This is a genomic window from Terriglobales bacterium, from assembly GCA_035624455.1.
Lineage (GTDB): Bacteria > Acidobacteriota > Terriglobia > Terriglobales > Acidobacteriaceae > DASPRM01.
Genome location: DASPRM010000025.1, coordinates 164,851 through 183,788 on the forward strand (window position 1 = coordinate 164,851; position 18,938 = coordinate 183,788).

Below are 18,938 nucleotides of genomic sequence, written 5' to 3' on the forward strand. Positions count from 1 at the left end.
TATGCCCGTAAACCCACTAAGTTTGCGCGTTTCGAGGTAACACGGCAAGTAACGAAGGGGAATCAGGTGATCCGGGAAACCTGGTAAACGGTGGTCGGACAAACCGGCAGCCTGATTCAGACCGCGGCCGGGCGGGAACTGCCGAGGGGCAAAAAATACTGTGTCCCGCGAACGGGTTCGCTCACCTTGCGCAGCAATTCCTGCAGGTCTTCGTTGCGGTCCACAAAATCGATATCCGAAGTGTTGACAATCAGCAGATCGGATGAGGTGTAGTGGAAGAAGAAATGTTCGTAAGCCTTGGCGATCGCCTCGATGTAATCGTCGCTGATTGCGGCCTCGGCGGAAGCCCCTTTCTTGCGCAGCCGTTTCTTCAGCACCTCGGGAGTGGCCTGCAGATAAATCACCAGGTCGGGCGAAGGCAGCTGTTCGCGAAACAGCGAGTAGTAGCGGTTATAAAGCTCAAGCTCGGGGTCACTCAGGTTCAAACAGGCGAAGAGTTTGTCCTTTTCGAAAATGTAGTCAGCCACAACCACCTTCTGCGACTGTGGCCCCACGTCAAGCGCCCGCAACTGCTCGAAGCGCCGGATCAGGAAGGAAAACTGGGCCTGGAATGCGGCTCCGCCATTGCCCTTATGAAAAGAAGAGAGGAAGGGATTATCCTCAGGCTCCACGATCAGCTGCGCATGCAGCCGGTCAGCGATGACATTGGCCAAAGTGGTCTTGCCAACGCGAATGGGACCTTCTACCGCAATATAGCGGGGAAGTTCGAAGAGCTTGGCCATGAATCAGGGTCCCGCGAAGAATCTCCTGCAGGATAGCTCGGGAGTTCGTCCGACACAATTGTGGAAAACAGCAATCGAAAGCAGCATTCTGCAATCAGCAGTCAGCCAATTCAATGACAGATTTGCTCGTTGCGTCCCAATTCAGGAAATCGGCTGGACACTGATCAGAAAACATCGCTGAATGCTGGTTTTTTCTATGCGGCAGTAATCGCTTCGAGGCGAGCCAGAAAATACTCCGGCCGCTCTTCACTCCACAGCAAGTTGTGCCAGGGGACCTGAGGAATCGGTCCGTCCTGACGCATCAGATAAGCTACAGCGGAGCCCGGGGAGATACGGCGAAGCTTGCGGTACAGACTCTCCGAGGAGCGCGCATCGCCGGCGAGCGCAATCACGATCACGTTATAACGATTGTTGCGGGTATAGGAGCAGGCCAGACCAGCGGTGTCGACGCAATCAACAACGTAGCCGAAGCGGCGCAGGTGCTCGGCGCAGATTCTTGCATCAGTGCGCGTGGTATCTACTAAGAGAACCCGTTTGGCCTGGTTGGATGACACAGCGAAAATCGACTTCTCTCTCATGCCCTCCTCCCGTTCGAGCACAGGAGCGTTAGGCTGGTTCGGGCTGAGAAAACACCCGGGAAACTGATGGTCAGTATAGGGCGAACCCGTGCGATTGCAAGCGCAAAAGATGTCACTTTTTCTCGTCGCGATACAATCCCAATGGAATGTTGGGATTAGTGGCGGCTTCCAGTTTGGGAACGGTGGCTGCAGTGGTGGCCGGGTACAACACCATGGCCCCGCAGTCGCAGCTGTACGGGCGGACCTTCATCGGCCTGAAGCCCGGAAACCGGCAACTGGCGCTGACTTTCGACGATGGACCGAACGATCCCTACACCCACCGAATCCTCGAGGTACTGGCCCGGCACAGCGTTCGCGCCACCTTTTTTGTTATCGGCCGTTTCGTAAAGCAGAGGCCGCAAATTGCCCGGGAGATTCGCCGGGCAGGACACATCGTAGGGAATCATACATACAGCCATCCCAACCTGATTTTCCAGTCACAGAGTAAATTGCGGCGCCAGATTCGGGATTGCGAACGCGCATATGAAGACGCGGTGGGCGAGAAATTGGCTCCTCTGTTCCGCCCTCCCTACGGAGGACGACGACCGGCGGTGCTGCGGACGCTTCGCAGTCTCGCCCTCACCCCCGTAATGTGGAGCGCCAGCGCCTGGGATTGGAGGCTGAAGTCGGCGGGCGAGATCGAGAGAAAAGTTGTATCTCAGATCCGAGGCGGCGATGTGATCCTGATGCACGACGGCGGGCACACTGAGTTCGCGGTAAATCGTGTGGCCACAGTCGAAGCCCTCGATCGGCTGGTGGCACGTTATCTGGGTGAAGGTTACAGGTTCGTGACCATACCGGAGATGGTGCCAACAAAGGGAAGCGGACGAAAGTAGAGGCAGCGGGCACTCCCTTATCTGTCATCCCGACCAAGCGATCGGATTGGCTGTGCCAATCGGATCGCGCGTGGAGGGACCTGCTTTTCCGGCTGATACCGATGCCGCACGTACCACTCGGCCGCTAGATCCTCCCACGTCGGATTATGTCGCTTGATCAGCCATTCTTTTTTCGCCCTACTCCAGCGCTTCAGTTGTTTCTCTCGGCTGATCGCTTTATGAACGTCGTCAAACAATTCGTAATACACCAGACGGTGGCACTTATATTGACTGCTGAAACCATCAATCAAATCGTACTTGTGTTCCCAAACGCGGCGCTCTAAGTTGTTCGTCACCCCGATGTACAAGGCGCGCGACTTGCTCGCAACAAGGTAGACACCGTACATGGCCCTTCATTTCCTTATTCCATTTCGAACAGCAGGTCCCTCGACTCCGAAGATCGTTCGCTAAGCGAACGATCTCTGCGCTCGGGATGACAGCGTCGTTTTATCGCGCAACCATAATGTATCCGTCGGGTATCCGGCGATGGCCCTCGTCGCTATGAATGGTGATACAGGTCACTTGCACGGAGCCGTGGGGGCCCTTTGTTGCCTGAAACCTATCATCCCACCAAGCGATCGGATTGGCTCTGCCAATCAGATCGCGCGTGGAGGGAGCTGCTTTTCCGGCTGATATCGATGGCGCACGTACCATTCAGCTGCTGGCAACCGCTTATTCCCTGATCTTCCTCCAGTTTGACCGCGCCCCCGGGCAGTCGCTAGCATGGGTGACCGGCGTGAAGTGGCAGTCGCAGTCCGACCGTCTTTTCCGGGTGGGACAGCAACGTGTGCAGGGCGTTTTCTTTACAGGCGTTCCAGCGCCATTTACACTAGCCGTTCACTAATAGGAGGCGCCAAGGACGATGGCATCGGTTGACGAAAAGGTAAAGCAGATCATCGTGGAACAGTTAGGAGTGGATGAAGCCGAAGTAACTTCGAACGCGTCGTTCGTGGACGACCTCGGCGCCGACTCTTTGGACACGGTCGAGCTGGTGATGGCCTTCGAGGAAGCCTTTGACCTGGAGATTCCCGATGAGGATGCGGAGAAGATCCGCACCGTGCAAGACGCCGTCGACTACATCAGCAAGAACGCCAAGGTTAAGCAGTAAAACCTGTTCCGCTCAATTTCCCGTCGGTCTCCCGCTCGGCGAGGCCATACTGCGTTCAGTAGCGAGCCAGGCACCGGAGATTCTCTGCGATGGCAGCCTTAGACGACAAAGTGAAGCAGATCGTCGTGGAACAACTGGGCGTGGAGGAAGCCGAAGTCACACCCAGCGCCTCCTTCGTGGATGATCTGGGCGCCGACTCCCTGGACACGGTCGAGCTGGTGATGGCCTTCGAAGAGGCCTTTGATCTGGAGATTCCCGATGAAGATGCGGAAAAAATCCGCACCGTCAAGGACGCCATCGAATACATTCAGAAGCACGCGAAAGGCGGGAAATAGTTGCAGCGCCGCGTCGTTATCACTGGCATTGGGCTCATCTGTGATGTCGGCAATACCACCCAAGAGGTCTGGAAGAACCTTCTCGCCGGCCAGAGCGGAGTTTCACGCATCACCCATTTTGACGCCTCCGATTTCGCCTGCCAGATTGCCGCCGAAGTCCACAATTTCGATCCCCTCAACTTCATCGAGAAGAAAGAAGTCAAGAAGATGGGGCGCTTCATCCACCTGGCTATGGCCGCTGCGGATGAAGCCATGCGGACGTCGGGCCTGAAAGTGACGGCGGAAAACGCCACCCGCGTGGGAGTACATATCGGCTCCGGCATCGGCGGATTCGACATCATCGAGCGCGAGCACGCCAATCTGTTGCAAGGGGGGCCGCGCAAAATCTCACCCTTCTTCATTCCGGCGTCCATCGTGAACCTGGCGGCCGGGCACGTGAGCATGCGCTTCGGGGCCAAGGGCCCGAACGAGGCAACCGCCACTGCCTGCACCACGAGTGCGCACTCGATTGGCGATTCCTTCAAGATCATTCAGCGCTGCGATGCCGACGTGATGATCGCAGGAGGAACGGAAGCCGCCATCACTCCCATGGGCATTGGCGGATTTGCCGCCATGCGCGCACTCTCCACCCGCAACGATGCCCCCGGGCGTGCCAGCCGTCCCTGGGACAAGGATCGTGACGGCTTTGTCGTAGGCGAAGGTGCGGGGATCCTGGTCATGGAGGAACTGGAGCACGCCCTGCGGCGGGGAGCCACGATCCTGTCCGAGGTCGCAGGTTATGGCATGAGCGGGGACGCCTACCACATCACCCAGCCGGCCCCCGGACACGAAGGCGGATACCGCGTGATGCTGAACGCGCTGGCGGACGCCAAAATTCAGCCCAGCCAGGTGGGATACATCAACGCACACGGAACCTCGACCGACATTGGGGATCAGCTGGAAACTATGGCCATCAAGAGCGCCTTTGGAGAGCATGCCTACCAGATGCCGGTGAGCTCCACCAAGTCCATGACCGGACATCTGCTGGGCGGCGCGGGCGGCCTGGAGGCGGGAATCACCGTGCTGGCGTTGCGCGATCAGATGCTTCCGCCGACCATCAACTACGAGACTCCGGACCCCGAGTGCGACCTGGATTACGTACCCAACACGGCTCGTCGGGTGCATGACGTTGAGTACGCGATGTCGAATTCCTTCGGCTTTGGCGGCACCAATGGATGCCTGATCTTCCGGCGCTGGACGCACTAGTCTTCTGGAAGCGTTGCTGGGACCGTCTCACAGCCGCCCTTGGCGGGCGCTGAGCGTGGCGAAGCATCTCTGTATTTTGTGGGCTCAAGAATCAAGGGATTAATCGATCGAAGATGGTAATAGGATTTGCGGAGCTGCCGCAGGCAAAGAAGGTCCACGCTCGGGCCGCCCTGGTCAATCTCGACAGTAAGTCGGCGGCAATCCTACGCGATTGCTTCAAGCAGTTTGGCATCGGTACAGATATCTTGACCGCTGACGAAGCACAGCGCCTGCTGAATGAAAAGTTCGACGCCTGTGCCGTGGGCATCGATGAGCATGCAGCCGAGGTGCTGAAAGCAGCCCGCGAATCTAAATACAACCGCCGCATGCTGATCTTTGCCGTTTGTGCCAGCCTGGGGGAAGCGATAAAGCACTCGCGCTACGGGCTCAACGTGCTGCTGGAGAGTCCAGTCGAGCGGCAGGCGGCCCTGCGCGCGGTGAAATCCACTCACCTGCTCATCCTGCATGAGTTCCGCCGCTACGTCAGGATCCCTGTAATCGTGAAGCTGGAGGCCCGCATGGCTGGCCGCAAAATTCAAGGAAGCACGGTGGAAGTGAGCGGCGGGGGCATGTCGATGCGGCACGAGGGCAAGTTTGTGCTGGGCGAGGAAACCGAGCTGAAATTCGATCTGCCAGGCAAGCCCGGTCTTTCCTGCCGGGCCGTGGTTTCCTGGGTGGACAGCGAGCAGCAGATGTCAGGCTTGCGCTTCGACATTGCGGATGACGGCCGGCTCAGCGTGAAACAATGGATTGAGGAATATCTGGACATCAGTTGACCGGCCAACCGCAGCCGCGCCTGCTTTGCAGATTACGTTTACACCAATCAGGGCTAAGGAGCAAAACGACCGCGCGCGGGTGGGCTACCATGTCTCCTACTGTGCTGAGTTGCGCCTTTCTGCCTGTCGGCCCAGTGGTGGCTTTTTGGCCGTGGAGGCGATGCCAGCCGCACGCAGCTTCGCGATCCGGGTGATGAGCTTCACCGGAACCGGCTCTGTGAATGGGAAATGGATCGTTCCTTTTCCCAGCTCATAGCTTTTGAGTTCACCTTCCAGCGCCGCCAAGAACGTTCCTGATGCCGCAAACAGGGAATAGTGCTCCTTGAAGCCAGCGAAATACAGCATCGCCTTTCCGTGTAGCTTGTATCCGGGCATGCCATATCCGATGTACTCCACTGCTTCCGGTACGGCAATCCGTATCGCGGCGCGCACCTGTTCGAGCTTCGGCCGGATTCCTTCAGGCTGCGCCGCTATGTACTCGTCAACCGACTTGGCTACGCTCGGTTTCCTACTCTTCATTCTATGTTTTGGCATCCGGTTTTCCCTTCCTGTTATCGCGTATTCGGAAAGGTTGTCGATAAAAGGCCGATTACAATTTACCTGACTAGATTCGGGGGATCCCCTGGCAGACTAATGACCCATACTCTAAAACTCCAAGACATTAGCAAAAGCTACGATCATTTCGTAGCCGTCGACCATCTCTCGTTTAACATCCGCCAGGGGAGTGTATACGGTCTTCTCGGTCCCAACGGCGCCGGAAAAACCAGCTCATTGCGCATGATGATTGGCATCACCCTGCCGGATTCCGGCGAGGTGCGAATTTTTGGTGAGCCCTTCCGCCGCGAGCTGCTGAAGCGCATCGGCTATCTCCCGGAGGAACGCGGTCTCTATCGAAAAATGAAGCTGCTGGACCAGTTGGTATTCCTGGCTGAGTTGAAAGGAGTGAGCGCGAAGGATGCGGCCCGCCGAGCTGCGTCCTGGTGCGAGCGGCTGCAATTGAACGACTGGATCCACAAGAAGGTAGAGGAGCTCTCCAAGGGCATGCAGCAGAAGGTGCAGTTCATCGCCGCCATCCTGCACGAGCCTGAGTTCCTCATCCTCGACGAGCCCTTCGCCGGCCTCGATCCCGCCAATGCGGTGGTCTTGAAAGACATTTTGCTGGAGCAGAAGAAAGCTGGGAAGACGATTCTCTTCTCCACTCACCGCATGGACCAGGTCGAGCGTCTCTGCGACAGCATTTGCCTGATCAATCATGGGAGGGCGGTGCTGGAAGGCGAGCTGAAGCAGATCAAGGGCAAGTACGGCAAGAACAACGTTCAGCTCGAATATGAGGGCAACGGCAACTTTCTCGAGCAGAGCCCTCTGGTGGAGCGCTTCAACAACTATGGGAATTACGTGGAAGTGCGCCTGAAACCCGGCGCCGATCCGCAGGAACTGTTGCAGCTGGCGGCCTCGCGAACCCGTGTCAGCAAGTTCGAGCTGGTGGAGCCCTCGCTGGAGGAAATCTTTATCGACGTGGTGGGGGCGGGCAATGCGTAACATCTGGCTGATCATCCGCCGCGAATATCTGGAGCGCGTGCGCACGAAATCATTTCTGATCAGCACCCTGATCCTGCCGCTGTTCATGCTGGCGGTGACGGTGTTGCCGGCCAAACTGGCAGGAATGAAAGCCGAAGGAACCCGTCACATTGTGCTGGTCACGTCGAATCCGCAACTGGGCGAAGCAGTAAAACACCAGCTCACGAAGGGAAAGGAGGGGGAACGAGCCTATCGAATCGAGATCGATAGCGACGTCAGCGAGAACGAGCGCGAAGCTTTGCGCAATCGGGTGAGCGATGGCTCGCTCGACGGATTCCTGTGGCTCTCTGACGACGCCATCGCCAAACGCAAGGTGACCTACGCCGCGCGCGAGACCAGCGACTTCATCGAGGACGCCGGCCTGGGCTCTGCGCTCACCGTGGCTGTGATGAAGGAACGGCTGGCCGAGCGCGGTATCGCCGCAGCCGACGCCGAAAACCTGGTCAAGGACGTCAACGTGGAGACCGTGAAAATTCGAAAAGGTAAAGAAAGCAGTTCCGGCGGTGTGCAGCAATTCTTCATCAGCTTCATGATGGCCTTTCTGCTCTACTTCACCCTGCTGGTGTATGGCATGGCGGTGATGCGCTCAGTGCTGGAAGAGAAAACTTCGCGGGTGATGGAAGTCGTGCTCTCCTCGGCAACTTCACGGCAATTGATGGCGGGCAAGGTCCTGGGCGTGGGAGCCGTCGGCCTGACGCAGATCGCGATCTGGATTGTGATTGGCGCGTTGCTTGCCGCGCCAGGCCTGGTGGCCAGCCCGGAGATGCGCGGCTGGCTGCAGTTGCCGCCACTGACGATCGCCGCCTTCTGCCTGTTCTTCGGCCTTGGCTATCTGCTGTACAGCGGCATGTACGCCGCTCTCGGTGCGATGGTGAATTCCGAGCAGGAAGCGCAGCAGTGGCAATTCTTCGTGACGCTGCCTATCGTGGTACCGATCGTGATGCTGACCTTCGTGATTCGGCAGCCGAATTCCACCGTCTCGACGTGGATGTCGATGGTGCCCTTCTTTGCGCCCATCCTGATGTATCTGCGTATTGTTGTGCAGACGCCACCGCTGTGGCAGATTTTGCTGTCGCTAGCAATCCTGGTCGCGACAATCTATGGCGTGCTGGTTGTCTGTTCGCGCATCTATCGCGTAGGGATCCTCATGTACGGCAAGCGGCCTACGCTGCCGGAAATCGTGAAGTGGCTGCGTTACGCCTGACCACACAGCATAGACTGATACGTGAGTGCCGGGTTCCGGGCTTAACAGATCTCGAGTCCCGACAGGGACGACACGTGAAACAATGGAATTCAGATCAATGGACGTTGTTACCCCACCAGCCGCGCGTGAAGAAGCGGAAGCCGAAGTCGCCGACTTCTCGCCTCGCCAACGCCTGCTGTTGTGGCTGGTGACGTGGGCAGGGACGCTATTCATCCGCCTCATCGGCCCGACGCTGAAATACACGGTCAGCATCGAGGAAGGCGGACCGCCCAGCGAGTTTCTCAAGACCGCCGTCTACGTCTTCTGGCATCGCTGCACCATTGCCGCCTGCTATCACTTCCGCAACCGCCAGATCGCAGTCATGACCAGCCGCAGCTTCGACGGGGAATACATCGCCCGCATCATCTCGCATTTCGGATACGAGCCGGTGCGGGGCTCGAGCAGCCGCGGAGGAGTCCGCGCCCTGCTGGGAATGCATCGCGTGATCGACGCCGGGCGTGCGGTGGCATTCACCATTGATGGCCCGCGCGGGCCCATGTACGTCGCTAAGCCCGGCCCAGTGCTGCTGGCGCGAAATACAGAGACGCCGATCGTGGCCTTTCACATCGCTGCAGAGAGATGCTGGGAGCTGAATTCATGGGACCGCTTCATGCTCCCCAAGCCCTTCTCGCGGGTGTATCTGCGGGTCAGCCGCCTGATCCCGGTTCCCAAAGATGCCGACACCGCGGCGATGGAGCAGTTACATGCCGAAATGCAGGCAGCCCTGGACCGGGTGCGAATAGCTGCAGAGAAAGGCTTGGAGAAGATCGGGTAAGCGGATAAATTGAAAGTCGAAAACTGTGAGCTTCGGCTGTCCCGACCGATGGTCCTTGCCTCAGTGCACAAAGTAGAGCACGACCGCTCCCGCAACCAGCATTAACCCGAATCCGGCCGCGACGCGCAGATAGAAGGCGGAATTCCGGCTGCCCACTGCGAGGCCGGTCTTGAAGACTGAATTCGCCGCAATCGCCACCAGGATCGCAAACAACGCTTGAGATATAGGCGTCCCCCCCGTATTGACTGAGCTTCCCAGTGACAGCGATACGGGATCCACATCGATGAGTCCGGAAATCCCGGAGGCGACCAGTTGCCCGCTGCTCCCGAAATACTGCTTTCCCGCCTTGATCAGGAAAAGAATTACCGTGAACGCCACCCCCAGCCGCAGTGCGGGGCCGATGGTGAACGGGTTCTTGAACACGCGAGGCATCTTGGGAGCGGCGGCGCCCGCTTCCCGACGTCCCAGCATCCATGACGCCAGCGCTCCCACAACCAGCATTGCGCTGAGCATGGGGAGCGATTTCTTTGCCAGCTGTGGGCTGACCGCCAGCAGAATAATCAAGGTGCGCGGAAACAGGATGCAATTCGCCAACAGGGTTGCTCCCGCCAGGCTCACTGCCGCGCGCGCGTTCTCTGGAACCGCCCGCGATATCGCCGCCGTCGACGCGGTTGTCGAGGCCAGCCCTCCCACCACCGCGCTCAGCTGCAAGCCTTTGCCCGGCCCTACGAATTTCGTCAGGAAATAGCCGATAAAGGAGATTCCTGAAACCAGGATCACAAACAACCAGATCTTGCGCGGCTCGAAGAACTGCAGAGGACCGTATGCACCCTTGGGAAGCAGCGGATACAGCACAAACACCAGCGCCAGGTACTTGAGAATGTCGCCATATTCCTGCTCGGAAATGGTCTGGAGCGCGATGCGATGCAGTTGCGTCTTGCGCTCCAGAATCAGGGCCAGCGTGATGGCTAGCGCTGCGCTCAGAACCCGCTGGGTGAGGCAGAGATATCCCAGCAGGAAGATAGCGAGTTCCGCTAGTTCGGTCGTGATGCCGGTCCGCTTCGGGTGCTGGGCGCGCATGATCAGCAGCACGCCCGCGGTCGCGGCCAGCGCGGTAACGGTTAATGTGATATTTCCGATGGAGCCGCAGAGCGCTCCCAAGAGCGAGACCAGTACGGAATCGCGAAGGCCAGGTTTGGGAGGCCCGGTCTCCTCTTCCGCCTCGCGGGATCGGCCAACCAGCAGTCCGATCGCAATGGCCAGGGCAAAACCGACGGCTTGAGTAGAAAAGTTCAACGAGCAGTGACGCTAACCGCGCGCCGGCTGCCGATTTTACGGAGCAATCGGCAGGCTGTCACCTTTTGAGCCAACACTGACCTTCCGGTCCGCTTTGGGGTCATGCTGAGCCCGCATCGCGGCGAGGCAACCATGTTTCGCTTGGCTTTGAAAGGGCGCCGCTTCAGCCGCGCCGCAACAACAAACAAACCAATGACATCACCGGTCGGCGCAGCCCGACGAGGGATCTGCAGTTTCCTATTCAGGACATAGAAATCTTCGCCTGCGGCGTGCACAATAACCCAGGAACGCTTATGTCCACCTTGGCTGCCGATCGACCCGAATGCTGGCCCACGCTATCCCTGGAAGCCTGGAAGGATACCTACGCCACGCTCCACATGTGGACACAGATTGTCGGAAAAGTCCGGCTGGCGCTCACCCCGCTGGTGAACCACTGGTGGAATGTCCCGCTATATGTCACTGCGCGGGGTCTCACCACATCGCGCATTCCCTGCGGCGAACGGTCCTTCGAGCTCTGGTTCGACTTCCTCGAGCATCGGCTTGTGCTTGAGACCAGTGACGGAGCCGTGAAGACACTGCCGCTTGGCCCGCGCTCGGTGGCTGATTTCTGCCAGGACTTCATGAAGATGCTTCGGTCGGCGGGGATCGAGGTCAAAATCTGGCACATGCCGGTTGAAATTCCCGATCCCATCCCATTCGACCAGGATCGGGTGCACGCGTCATACGACTCCAAGCCAGTGGAAAAATTCTGGCGCATCCTGTTGTCGGTGGATTCTGTTTTCCAGCAATTCAGGGCACGATTCATCGGCAAATCCAGCCCGGTGCACTTCTTCTGGGGAAGTTTCGACCTGGCAGTAAGCCGTTTTTCCGGCCGGCGGGCGCCGGAACGGCCCGGCGCCGACGCCATGACGCGTGAAGCCTATTCCCATGAGGTGATCAGCGTCGGCTTTTGGCCCGGCAGCGGAGACATCAAGGAAGCCGCCTTCTACTCCTACACCGTGCCCGAACCGCAGGGTTTCAAGGAGGCGCGCGTCAAGCCGGAGGCCGCCTTCTACCACAAACAACTTGGCGAATTCCTTCTGATGTATGACGACGTTCGCAAGGCGAAGTCGCCCAGCACGTCATTGCTGGATTTTTGCCAGAGCACCTACGAGGCCGCCGCCACCCTCGGCAAGTGGGATCGCAATGCGCTGGAGAGGCTGCCTCGCGCCGCGAGTTGATACGAGAAGCCGACCTGCGGGCAGTTCAGTGGCCGATTGCTGAATCCTGATTTCTGAATGCTGACCGCGCTGCGGAAATTCCCCTTGCCAGTTGCCGCCGTAAACTGGAAACTGTTCGCTTTCGATGAACGTCGCAATCTTCGGCGGCACCTTCGATCCCATTCATCGTGGTCACCTGGCGGTGGCCAGCGCCGCCCGCCGTCAATTCCGTCTGGAGCGCATTTTGTTTGTGCCGTCGGGCAGGCCCCCGCACAAGCGCCGCCAGCCGCTGGCCTCGTTCGAACATCGCTATGCCATGGTGACCCTGGCTACCGCAGGCCATGCCGGTTTTGTCCCGTCGTTGATGGAGGCGCCTGCCGGAGAAGGAGGTCGGCGGCCCAGCTACAGCATCGACACTCTGCGCCGCATACGGCCTACGCTAAAACGCGGCGATCGACTGGTGCTCATCATCGGCATCGACGCCTTTCTCGAGATCGCCACATGGCATGAGGCCGAAAACGTACTGCACGAAGCGGAATTCATCGTCGCCAACCGCCCTGGGTTTTCGTTGGACGACGTCGCGGCTGCCTTGCCCCCAGGTATTCGCCCGTCGGCAGCGGCCTGGGCCACTCGCCGCTCGCGTCCCCAAAACAGGATCGTCCTCGGGGACGTCAAAATCCATCTGCTGACCGGCGTGCATCGCGACATCTCCGCCACCCAGATTCGCTCCGCGGTCCGCTCCGGCCGCAATCTGGACCGCCTGGTTCCCAGCGCCGTCGCCGACTACATCCGTAAGATGAACCTTTATCGTTCGCCTCCGGATTAATAATCATGTTTATAAGTGCTCTGCTACCGTGTAATGGCAAAGCAATCCATTCTCGACACTCAATAACCAGATCGTTCATGGCAAATAAGAAGAAGATTGATCAGACTCGGCAGCAACTCCTGGCCGCGATCGAGGCGGCCGAATCCCGCAAGGCCGACGACATTGTCCTCCTCGAAATGGGCAAGCATTCCGGCGCCTTCACCGATTATTTCCTCATTTGCTCGGGCAGCAATCCGCGGCAGATTCAGGCCATCGCCGATGCCGTCCAAGAGCAGCTGCAGAAATCCGGGCTGCGCCCCGCCCACGTTGAGGGATACAACCAGGCGGAGTGGGTGCTGCTCGACTACGTGGACTTCGTCGTCCACATCTTCTCCACCCGGGCCCGCAACTTCTACAACCTGGAGCGGCTGTGGAAGTCGGCCACACAATTAAATGCTGCCGAATTCATCGCCGCCGCATCCGCCCCGCGCAAAGCTCGTGCGTCCTCAGCGGCGGGCAAACGCCTTCGAGCTAGGGTGAGTAAGAGGAAATAAGGAAAAACACCGGCTGATCCGATTACTTTTCAACTTTCAATTTCCCCGATTGCCCGATTCTCCGATGGAACTATCTCCTTCCCGCCCTTATCCTGTAAGATTGATTGAGGTGGGGTGCGCCCCGCCGTGTGAGGTCAGCGCAGCTCGATATGCCAGTGCCCGTATCCCAGATGTGGACCGTAGCTTCCTACGTCATCAGCCAGAAGCTGAAGCGGCGGAAGCACTATCCCGTGGTCCTGATGCTGGAACCGCTGATGCGCTGCAACCTCGCCTGCGCCGGCTGCGGAAAAATCCAATATCCCGCGCATGTGCTGAAGAAAGACCTCACGCCCGAGCAGTGCTTCCAGGCAGTCCAAGAATGTGGCGCTCCGCTGGTGAGCATCCCCGGGGGCGAGCCGCTGATGCATCCGCAAATCGCCGAGATCGTCCGCGGCCTGGTGGCGCGCAAGAAGTATGTCTATCTCTGCACCAACGGCCTGCTGCTTAGCGAGAAGCTGGATCAATTCACGCCCAGCAAGTATTTTTCGTTTGTCGTCCACATGGACGGCCAGCGCGAGCACCACGACTTCTCCGTCTGCCGCGAAGGCACCTACGACAAGGCCGTGGCCGCGATCCGCGCCGCTCTCGCGCGCGGTTTCCGCGTCACCACCAATACGACTTTGTTCGACGGCGCCGATCCGCAGAGCGTCCGCCAGTTCTTCGACGAGATGATGGACCTCGGGGTTGAGGGCATGATGCTGTCCCCCGGCTACACCTACGACAAGGCGCCCGACCAGGAGCATTTCCTCAGCAAGAAGAAGACGCGCCGCTTGTTCCGCGAAATTCTGAGCAATCGAAGTCCGCGCTGGAAATTCAACATGAGCCCGCTCTTCCTCGAGTTCCTCATGGGCCGCCGCGACTACGAGTGCACTCCCTGGGGCATGCCCACCTACAACATCTTTGGCTGGCAGAAACCCTGCTACCTGCTGCAGGACGGTTATGCCGATAGCTTCGAGGAACTGATTCGGGAAACCAAATGGGAACACTACGGCGCGCGCAGCGGCAACCACAAGTGCGCCAATTGCATGGTGCACAGCGGGTATGAGACGAGCGCGGTCAATCACACCTTCGGCTCGCTGGCCGGATTCCTGGCAACGATGCGTGCCACATTCTTCCACCGCTACAAGGATCCGGATGTGCCCGGCGGCGCGGCGCCCTCTCACCATCCTCCGCGGCAACTGGTGCAAATCACCACGCCCGAAGGCTGAGATTGTTTCTTACCCTGGGGTCGTGCTAAGCCCGCGTCGCGGACGAAGCATCTCTTCATTTGTCCCCTCCAGCGCCAAGTTAGAGACTTTGAATTGCAGTTCTTCATTTAACATTTACGAGATAACAGTTTTCCTATGCGCGATCCCAAGCTCACCCCCCACTCCGATTCAGACGAAGAATCCCTCGGCACGGTCCACGAAAGGCTCGAAGGCTGGATTCCGCAAATGGCGAGCGACGAGGAAATCCGCCTGGCGCTGGAGAAAGCCTTTGACTACCGCGGCGACATCACTATCACGCTGAAAAACGGGGAGAGCATCGAGGGCTACATCTTCGACCGCCGCAGCCACAGCTCATCGCTGAACGAGTGCACTGTCCGGTTCATGCCCAGGAATCAATCCGGCAAGATAACCCTGCGTTACTCCGATATCGCCGGCCTTGCCTTCACCGGACGCGATACAGCTGCCGGCAAAAGTTTCGAAGCCTGGGTCAAGAAGTACAAGGAAAAGAAGGCGGCTGGGGAAAAGAACATCGGCATCGACTCGGAACCGCTCGACTGATTGCTTCACCAGGTCTCTGGCGGTTCTGATCGGTGAGGAAGAAGGTGCGGCTCCACCCTGTTACACTTGCCTCCATGCTGCCAGGATCGGTCTCACCTGAAGGCACGGCTCGCTACGCCGGCCGCTTTCCCGCCCTGCAACAGGCGGGACATTTTCGCCAGCCGCGGCACGTTCCCGGCGCCTCCGACCTCACGCTTTCCTCCATTGCTCTGGGCACATACCTCGGCGAGACCGACGATGCTGCCGACCGCTCCTACACCGAGGCCATCATCCAGGCTTTGCGCTCCGGAATCAACGTGCTCGACGCCGCCATCAACTACCGCCACCAGCGCTCGGAGCGCAACCTGGGAGCCGCTCTGGCACAACTCGTGGCAACCGGCGAGGTCCAGCGGGATGAAGTCGTGGTCTGCACAAAGGCTGGCTATCTGGCTTTTGATGGCGATGTGCCTGCTGATCCGGCGGCCTACTTCGAGCAGGAGTATTTTCAGCGCAGGGTGATGGACAGAAGCGAAGTCGCTGGTAGCGTCCACTGCATGGCCCCCAAATACCTGACTGATCAGATCGAGCGCAGCCGCCGCAACCTGGGACTCGAGACAATCGACGTCTTCTATCTTCACAATCCGGAGCATCAACTCGGCGCGGTCAACGAAGACATCTTCTGGAAGCGGATCGGGGCGGCCTTCACTGCGCTAGAGACCGCAGTCACCGAAAACAAAATCCGTTTCTATGGCGCGGCCACGTGGAACGGTTTTCGTCTCGCCCCCACCCAGAAGGGCTACATGAATTTAGAGCGCATGGTGCACACCGCGCGCGAAGTCGGCGGTCCAGAACACCATTTCCGTTTCGTACAACTGCCATTCAGTCTGGCAATGACTGAGGCCTGGGCTTTGGGAAATCACAGCTGCAATGGCCGGCAGGGTTCACTTTTGCAGCTTGCGACCGATTTCGGCATCGCGGTGATGGGAAGCGCCACGCTTTATCAGGGACAGTTAACCAGCGGCATGCCCGATCCCCTGCGGCAAAAGCTCGGGCTCGAGAGCGATGCGGAAAACTCCATCCAGTTCGCGCGCTCTGCCACCAACCTTACTTCATCGCTGATCGGAATGGGCCAGAGCGCGCATGTTCTCGAGAATATAAGGGTCGCGGCGCAACCTCCGATGCCGCGCGAGGCCTGGGAAGGTATGTTCAGCGAAGCTGGGGAGTAGTCAGCAGTCAGCGCCAAAAGCCGATCCTTCGACTCCGCGCCCGTGACTCGCAAAAGACGGGGGTCGGAAGAAGCAAGACGGGCGCGTCGCTCGGATTGCTGCCAACCCACCGTACATCACCCCCACTGTCCTTCCGTCCATCGAGACATGCGCCTCCGGCACCTCGCCAAGCCTCAGGAATACAGATAAAAACTTTCTCATCTCCGCCACGAAGGGATCTGACACATGTGGAAGCCCACACCTGTTGATGGAACGAGCACCGGTCCAGCGCCCCAGCCACCCGCAGCCAAGCCCGCGGAAAACCGTTCGTACACTGAATTCAACACGCCCAAGCCGGTGGCCAACACCAATCACGCCGTGATTGGCAAGTCCCTGGTGATCAAGGGCGAGATCACCGGCTCCGAGTCGGTGCTGATCGAAGGCCAGGTGGAAGGCTCGGTTCGCCTACCCGGGAACTACGTCAATATTGGCGCGACCGGTAAAGTAAAGGCCAGCATCACGGCGGCTGAAGTCGTGGTGCGCGGCACCCTGGAAGGCAACGTGACCGTGGGCGACCGCCTCGACATCCGCACCGGCGGCTCGCTCACCGGCGACGTGATTGCCAAGCGCATCAGCATCGAAGAGGGCGCCTTCTTCAAGGGCAGCATCGATATGAAGGGTGATGCCAAGGCCGCCCGCCCCGAATCGAAATCAGACTCGAAGCCGGAATCCACTTCGTTCAAGCCGGAATCGAGCTCGACTTCGTCGTCCTCGCGTTCCTCGAAATTGGAAGAGTTTGAAGCAGCACTGAGCGCCGACTAGCAGCCATTCGGCAGGCTCTCGTCGACGCACCTCTCGCCCTGTCAGCCAAGTGCAGGAGGGGACCGCAAGGTCCCCTCTTTTTTGTGCGCGTTTCTCAAGATGCGCTGCCGTTCTCCCCATCAATCGCGCTAACAGCTTTCCGCTAAGTCCATCCGTTTGAGCATCTAGCGCGATCGGCCAACAGTCCGGCCATTTACTGCATCTCAGCGTCGCTCTGTAACTGACTACCTTTTTGGCGAGGACGTGAATGCCTGATAGCGATCAGGGGAACCGTGTTCGGGGAGCAAATGCCCGCGAACTTGCCTTGTTGATCCTGGCGGCTGCCGCCATATTGGCGCTGGCCGGATGTCAGGGTCTCACCTCAAGCTCCGATCCCTCCAGCGTGTCGACGCAAGCCGGTCTGACTCAGATCAATCACATCATTTTCATGGCGCAGGAAAACCGTGGGTTTGACCACTACTTCGGCGACATGCGCCAGTACTGGGCCGCCAATGGCTTTCCGGATCAGTCTTTCGACGGACTGCCGCAGTTCAATCCGCCATCGGGCGCTTCACCGCTGCAGGGGCCTGCTCCGACTAACCCGGGATGCGACCCGGCGTTTCCGTTTCCCGGGAACGACTGCACTATTGACGCCAACAGTCCGCAGATTGCGTCCTTTCACATGATCTCGCAGTGCATTGAAAATCCGAGCCCGTCCTGGAATGAGGATCACGTGGATTGGAATCTCAGCAACCCAGTTTCGTCGACTCCCACTCTTGACGGCTTCGTCTGGACGGCCGCCCATGACGCACGAAACGAAGGCTTTTCCGACGTGGACGGCAAGCGTGTTATGGCCTACTACGACGCCAGCGACCTCCCTTACTACCGCTTCCTGGCGTCGAGTTTCGCGACCTCCGATCGTTGGTTTTCGCCTGTCATGTCGCGTACGCAGGCCAACCGAATGTACATGGTGGCGGCAACCTCGGCGGGCCACGTCTACCCGCTGGCCGCGGGTGCCCCGCCCCTCAGTAACACAACCGTCTTCGACCTGCTGCAGAATGCCGGGGTGTCATGGAAAATCTATGTTACCGATCTTACGCACGCCAATCCTCCAGTAAACGACAGCGACTTAAACCCGTTCACCGCGGGCGCCAAATATCCGCAAAATGTTGTAGGGGTGGATCAATTCTTCACTGACCTAAACAATGGAACCCTGCCTTCGGTGGCTTACATTGAGCCGGGTTTCAACAGTGGCCTGGATGAGCACCCGGGGCTGGATGATGGCGAACCGGGGGGCAGCGTTCAGGTCGGATCGCAGTATGTTTCCACCTTGATCGGCGCTCTCATGAAGAGTTCTGCCTGGAAGGACTCCGTGTTCATTCTCACCTTCGATGAATTCGGAGGTTTCTATGATCACGTGCCGCCACAACCAGCGGTAAGTCCGGACGGCATCAAGCCCATCGACCTGCAACAAGGTCCGCCTCCGAACGGCCCGGATATCTGTGTAGGAAATAGTGGCCCGAACTGCGACTTCGTCTTTACCGGCTACCGGGTGCCGCTGATCGTAGTCTCGCCCTTCACCAAGAAGAACTTTGTCTCGCACACCGTGGCCGACTATACCGCCTGGCTCAAGTTGGTGGAGACTCGTTGGGGTCTTCCCAGCTTGACCAAGCGCGATGCCGCACAAATGGATATGACCGAGTTCTTCGACTTCAGCAATCCTCCCTGGCAAACACCGCCCACAACCCCGGCGCAGCCGACCAACGGTGCTTGCTATTTGGATCACTTGCCATAGAGAGCCCCTGCGCAGCTCGGGTCTTGCCCTGCCGCGTGTGGCGTGGAGACCCCTGTCCGCGGCTTTCGGCAATACCGGCAAGAAGAAAAGCGTGCTCCAAGTGGAGGGAGGACTCGGAAAAGACTT

Annotated in this window: 22 protein-coding genes; 17 read left to right on the top strand and 5 right to left on the bottom strand. The window is 58.8% G+C overall.

Annotated features, from left to right (window positions below):
- Positions 1 to 116: 116 nt before the first annotated feature.
- Both VEG30_03225 and VEG30_03230 read right to left on the bottom strand, forming a co-directional pair.
- Positions 117 to 782, bottom strand: a complete 666-nt coding sequence (locus VEG30_03225; GenBank protein ID HXZ78913.1) for a deoxynucleoside kinase — start codon at positions 780 to 782, stop codon at positions 117 to 119.
- A gap of 194 nt (positions 783 to 976) precedes the next feature.
- Positions 977 to 1,360 carry a hypothetical protein gene (locus VEG30_03230; GenBank protein ID HXZ78914.1) on the bottom strand — a complete coding sequence of 128 codons (384 nt, stop codon included), beginning with the start codon at positions 1,358 to 1,360 and terminating at the stop codon, positions 977 to 979.
- Positions 1,361 to 1,506: 146 nt separating this feature from the next.
- On the opposite strand from VEG30_03230, the gene VEG30_03235 reads away from it, so the two are divergent.
- Entirely contained in the window at positions 1,507 to 2,235 is a 729-nt protein-coding gene (locus VEG30_03235; GenBank protein ID HXZ78915.1) for a polysaccharide deacetylase family protein, read from the top strand.
- A 17-nt stretch (positions 2,236 to 2,252) separates the two neighbouring features.
- On the opposite strand, the gene VEG30_03240 is transcribed toward VEG30_03235, so the two are convergent.
- Complete coding sequence (locus tag VEG30_03240) at positions 2,253 to 2,621, bottom strand: GIY-YIG nuclease family protein (GenBank protein HXZ78916.1); 369 nt, start codon at positions 2,619 to 2,621, stop codon at positions 2,253 to 2,255.
- A 236-nt stretch (positions 2,622 to 2,857) separates the two neighbouring features.
- On the opposite strand from VEG30_03240, the gene VEG30_03245 reads away from it, so the two are divergent.
- The 5 genes from VEG30_03245 (at position 2,858) to VEG30_03265 (ending at position 5,777) form a co-directional block, all read left to right on the top strand.
- On the top strand, positions 2,858 to 3,118 hold the full coding sequence (locus VEG30_03245; GenBank protein HXZ78917.1) for a hypothetical protein: 261 nt from the start codon (positions 2,858 to 2,860) through the stop codon (positions 3,116 to 3,118).
- An 18-nt stretch (positions 3,119 to 3,136) separates the two neighbouring features.
- On the top strand, positions 3,137 to 3,382 hold the full coding sequence (gene acpP / locus VEG30_03250) for an acyl carrier protein (protein HXZ78918.1): 246 nt from the start codon (positions 3,137 to 3,139) through the stop codon (positions 3,380 to 3,382).
- Between the two features lie 89 nt (positions 3,383 to 3,471).
- Positions 3,472 to 3,717 (top strand): acyl carrier protein, encoded by a 246-nt coding sequence (gene acpP / locus VEG30_03255; GenBank protein HXZ78919.1) that lies wholly within the window; start codon positions 3,472 to 3,474, stop codon positions 3,715 to 3,717.
- Positions 3,718 to 4,962 (top strand): beta-ketoacyl-ACP synthase II, encoded by a 1,245-nt coding sequence (gene fabF / locus VEG30_03260; protein ID HXZ78920.1) that lies wholly within the window; start codon positions 3,718 to 3,720, stop codon positions 4,960 to 4,962.
- Positions 4,963 to 5,075: 113 nt separating this feature from the next.
- Complete coding sequence (locus tag VEG30_03265) at positions 5,076 to 5,777, top strand: PilZ domain-containing protein (GenBank protein ID HXZ78921.1); 702 nt, start codon at positions 5,076 to 5,078, stop codon at positions 5,775 to 5,777.
- Between the two features lie 96 nt (positions 5,778 to 5,873).
- On the opposite strand, the gene VEG30_03270 is transcribed toward VEG30_03265, so the two are convergent.
- Positions 5,874 to 6,296: a DUF1801 domain-containing protein gene (locus VEG30_03270; protein ID HXZ78922.1), complete on the bottom strand. Its 423-nt coding sequence runs from the start codon at positions 6,294 to 6,296 to the stop codon at positions 5,874 to 5,876.
- Positions 6,297 to 6,410: 114 nt separating this feature from the next.
- Between VEG30_03270 and VEG30_03275 the strand changes: the two genes are divergently transcribed.
- The 3 genes from VEG30_03275 (at position 6,411) to VEG30_03285 (ending at position 9,373) form a co-directional block, all read left to right on the top strand.
- Positions 6,411 to 7,316 (top strand): ATP-binding cassette domain-containing protein, encoded by a 906-nt coding sequence (locus VEG30_03275; protein HXZ78923.1) that lies wholly within the window; start codon positions 6,411 to 6,413, stop codon positions 7,314 to 7,316.
- On the top strand, positions 7,309 to 8,559 hold the full coding sequence (locus VEG30_03280; protein ID HXZ78924.1) for an ABC transporter permease: 1,251 nt from the start codon (positions 7,309 to 7,311) through the stop codon (positions 8,557 to 8,559). The genes VEG30_03275 and VEG30_03280 overlap by 8 nt, the downstream gene beginning before the upstream one ends.
- 97 nt (positions 8,560 to 8,656) lie before the next feature.
- Positions 8,657 to 9,373: a lysophospholipid acyltransferase family protein gene (locus tag VEG30_03285; GenBank protein HXZ78925.1), complete on the top strand. Its 717-nt coding sequence runs from the start codon at positions 8,657 to 8,659 to the stop codon at positions 9,371 to 9,373.
- A 60-nt stretch (positions 9,374 to 9,433) separates the two neighbouring features.
- Here VEG30_03285 and VEG30_03290 read toward each other — a convergent pair whose 3' ends face one another.
- Entirely contained in the window at positions 9,434 to 10,669 is a 1,236-nt protein-coding gene (locus tag VEG30_03290; protein ID HXZ78926.1) for an MgtC/SapB family protein, read from the bottom strand.
- A gap of 293 nt (positions 10,670 to 10,962) precedes the next feature.
- Here VEG30_03290 and VEG30_03295 point away from each other — a divergent pair, with 293 nt between their 5' ends.
- From VEG30_03295 to VEG30_03330, 8 genes are all read left to right on the top strand, one after another.
- Entirely contained in the window at positions 10,963 to 11,889 is a 927-nt protein-coding gene (locus VEG30_03295) for a DUF5996 family protein (GenBank protein HXZ78927.1), read from the top strand.
- Between the two features lie 124 nt (positions 11,890 to 12,013).
- Positions 12,014 to 12,694, top strand: coding sequence for a nicotinate-nucleotide adenylyltransferase (nadD, locus tag VEG30_03300; GenBank protein HXZ78928.1), 681 nt, complete (start codon positions 12,014 to 12,016; stop codon positions 12,692 to 12,694).
- A gap of 77 nt (positions 12,695 to 12,771) precedes the next feature.
- Positions 12,772 to 13,227, top strand: a complete 456-nt coding sequence (gene rsfS, locus VEG30_03305) for a ribosome silencing factor (protein HXZ78929.1) — start codon at positions 12,772 to 12,774, stop codon at positions 13,225 to 13,227.
- 149 nt (positions 13,228 to 13,376) lie between these two features.
- Positions 13,377 to 14,474: an adenosyl-hopene transferase HpnH gene (gene hpnH, locus VEG30_03310; GenBank protein ID HXZ78930.1), complete on the top strand. Its 1,098-nt coding sequence runs from the start codon at positions 13,377 to 13,379 to the stop codon at positions 14,472 to 14,474.
- A 135-nt stretch (positions 14,475 to 14,609) separates the two neighbouring features.
- Positions 14,610 to 15,032 (top strand): hypothetical protein, encoded by a 423-nt coding sequence (locus VEG30_03315; protein ID HXZ78931.1) that lies wholly within the window; start codon positions 14,610 to 14,612, stop codon positions 15,030 to 15,032.
- Between the two features lie 44 nt (positions 15,033 to 15,076).
- Positions 15,077 to 16,237, top strand: coding sequence for an aldo/keto reductase (locus VEG30_03320; protein HXZ78932.1), 1,161 nt, complete (start codon positions 15,077 to 15,079; stop codon positions 16,235 to 16,237).
- Positions 16,238 to 16,462: 225 nt separating this feature from the next.
- On the top strand, positions 16,463 to 17,038 hold the full coding sequence (locus tag VEG30_03325; protein HXZ78933.1) for a polymer-forming cytoskeletal protein: 576 nt from the start codon (positions 16,463 to 16,465) through the stop codon (positions 17,036 to 17,038).
- A gap of 247 nt (positions 17,039 to 17,285) precedes the next feature.
- Positions 17,286 to 18,812, top strand: coding sequence for an alkaline phosphatase family protein (locus VEG30_03330; GenBank protein HXZ78934.1), 1,527 nt, complete (start codon positions 17,286 to 17,288; stop codon positions 18,810 to 18,812).
- Positions 18,813 to 18,938: the final 126 nt, after the last annotated feature.

Bases quoted from the DNA above. Each gene is read 5' to 3' on its own strand.
- VEG30_03225 (HXZ78913.1), bottom strand. From the start codon at position 782: ATGGCCAAGCTCTTCGAACTTCCCCGCTATATTGCGGTAGAAGGTCCC.
- VEG30_03230 (HXZ78914.1), bottom strand. From the start codon at position 1,360: ATGAGAGAGAAGTCGATTTTCGCTGTGTCATCCAACCAGGCCAAACGG.
- VEG30_03235 (HXZ78915.1), top strand. From the start codon at position 1,507: ATGTTGGGATTAGTGGCGGCTTCCAGTTTGGGAACGGTGGCTGCAGTG.
- VEG30_03240 (HXZ78916.1), bottom strand. From the start codon at position 2,621: ATGTACGGTGTCTACCTTGTTGCGAGCAAGTCGCGCGCCTTGTACATC.
- acpP (HXZ78918.1), top strand. From the start codon at position 3,137: ATGGCATCGGTTGACGAAAAGGTAAAGCAGATCATCGTGGAACAGTTA.
- acpP (HXZ78919.1), top strand. From the start codon at position 3,472: ATGGCAGCCTTAGACGACAAAGTGAAGCAGATCGTCGTGGAACAACTG.
- VEG30_03265 (HXZ78921.1), top strand. From the start codon at position 5,076: ATGGTAATAGGATTTGCGGAGCTGCCGCAGGCAAAGAAGGTCCACGCT.
- VEG30_03270 (HXZ78922.1), bottom strand. From the start codon at position 6,296: ATGAAGAGTAGGAAACCGAGCGTAGCCAAGTCGGTTGACGAGTACATA.
- VEG30_03275 (HXZ78923.1), top strand. From the start codon at position 6,411: ATGACCCATACTCTAAAACTCCAAGACATTAGCAAAAGCTACGATCAT.
- VEG30_03280 (HXZ78924.1), top strand. From the start codon at position 7,309: ATGCGTAACATCTGGCTGATCATCCGCCGCGAATATCTGGAGCGCGTG.
- VEG30_03285 (HXZ78925.1), top strand. From the start codon at position 8,657: ATGGACGTTGTTACCCCACCAGCCGCGCGTGAAGAAGCGGAAGCCGAA.
- VEG30_03295 (HXZ78927.1), top strand. From the start codon at position 10,963: ATGTCCACCTTGGCTGCCGATCGACCCGAATGCTGGCCCACGCTATCC.
- nadD (HXZ78928.1), top strand. From the start codon at position 12,014: ATGAACGTCGCAATCTTCGGCGGCACCTTCGATCCCATTCATCGTGGT.
- rsfS (HXZ78929.1), top strand. From the start codon at position 12,772: ATGGCAAATAAGAAGAAGATTGATCAGACTCGGCAGCAACTCCTGGCC.
- hpnH (HXZ78930.1), top strand. From the start codon at position 13,377: ATGCCAGTGCCCGTATCCCAGATGTGGACCGTAGCTTCCTACGTCATC.
- VEG30_03315 (HXZ78931.1), top strand. From the start codon at position 14,610: ATGCGCGATCCCAAGCTCACCCCCCACTCCGATTCAGACGAAGAATCC.
- VEG30_03325 (HXZ78933.1), top strand. From the start codon at position 16,463: ATGTGGAAGCCCACACCTGTTGATGGAACGAGCACCGGTCCAGCGCCC.
- VEG30_03330 (HXZ78934.1), top strand. From the start codon at position 17,286: ATGCCTGATAGCGATCAGGGGAACCGTGTTCGGGGAGCAAATGCCCGC.